The sequence below is a fragment of the Moorena sp. SIO3I6 genome, assembly GCF_010672095.1.
Map to the genome: position 1 here is coordinate 1 of NZ_JAAHHU010001474.1, position 1,241 is coordinate 1,241.

At 43.1% G+C, this 1,241-nt stretch carries 2 protein-coding genes and 1 pseudogene; all 3 read right to left on the bottom strand.

Annotation, left to right across the window (positions count from 1 at the left end; genetic code table 11):
- Window positions 1-205 (bottom strand): acyltransferase domain-containing protein (locus F6K49_RS50380; protein ID WP_293110390.1); only part of this gene is annotated, 205 nt, incomplete at its 3' end.
- A 32-nt stretch (window positions 206-237) separates the two neighbouring features.
- A complete protein-coding gene (locus tag F6K49_RS50385) occupies window positions 238-546 on the bottom strand; it encodes a hypothetical protein (protein WP_293110392.1) in 309 nt (102 codons plus the stop codon).
- A gap of 423 nt (window positions 547-969) precedes the next feature.
- Window positions 970-1,241, bottom strand: a pseudogene (locus F6K49_RS50390) (Mg-chelatase subunit ChlD); the annotation flags it as partial.

Genomic DNA, 1,241 nt, shown 5'->3' on the forward strand with positions numbered 1-1,241 from the left:
TCTCAACTACGTATAAGGCAGGTTGAGTGTAGAGGGTTTGAGATAACTGATCGGACTCCCCTTGACAAATATCTAGGACAGACCAGCCTAAAATTTCCTCAGCTTGCTTAAACTTAACCTTTGCAGAGGGCAGGTCTAATAAGTCCACTCCCATACCTGGTACTTGAGAACCTTGTCCGGGAAACACCCATGCAGTCTTTATCATTTATTTATTATTTATTTGCCGTCAAGAATCAATTATCTGCTATTGCTGTACAATTTGGTGGTCTTATGGATTTGAATTCTCTCAGGTGCGTTGATTGCTGAGTGCTGATACCGAGTTGCATTCAAAGATAGTAGATTGCTTGGATAGGGAGATAGGGAGATAGGGAGATGGGGAGATGGGGAGATGGGGGGAAGAGAAAGTTGTACGTTTGACCGCAACTTGGTATGAGTGCTGAGTGCTGAGTGTTGATCCGGTTTACCCTGATTTATGCGGTGCTTATTGCTACCGATGGATAGCAATACTTTGGTAAACGGTGGCAACATCTGGGTCATTCGAACCATGGGCAATAAATTCTTGGAGGAGAATATCGGTAGAATAAGGCGGCTGGTAAACTGAGCACAACACTTACTCTAAATTAGGATACTACAGTAGCTCGGTATAAACCGGACACCAACTACGAGTAGTACACCACCGACGTAAGCATTCAGCTCTCAGCTCTCAGCTAATGCGTTACTTGAGGTGCTTTTGAATAAAACAGGTACGCATTGGTTTAATCTCTGTTACGTCAGCTGAGCGCTGACCACTGAGCGCTGACCACTGAGCGCTGAACGCGCACGCGTGCGCGTAGCGCATATGCTTACCCACCGACTAGCAAAGACATGGGATAATCAAAGGGTAAGCTAACTTTCATCATTGGCTGATAAACGATAGCTCTATAATTTAGAGGGACTCATTATCAATTCATCTGTCATAATTCATAATTTTTAAAACTCCAGTTTTAAAGCTGCCATTAATTGAGAAATAGTTGATGGATCCCCTTGACGGTAGTATCCCCAATTAAATTCAGCAATTTGTTCTAGTACTTTAGGATTAAAGTCTCCTTCGTTACCGTAACCAACAGTGAAAAAGGCAATTCGCTTCTCGCTGGAAAAGCCACTTTTTTCCAGTTCTTGAAACAGTTGCTCAAGACGAAGCTTAGAATCAGAATCTTCGCTATCGGTCAAAATTACTACAGCATTAATGGCACCCTCTCGGA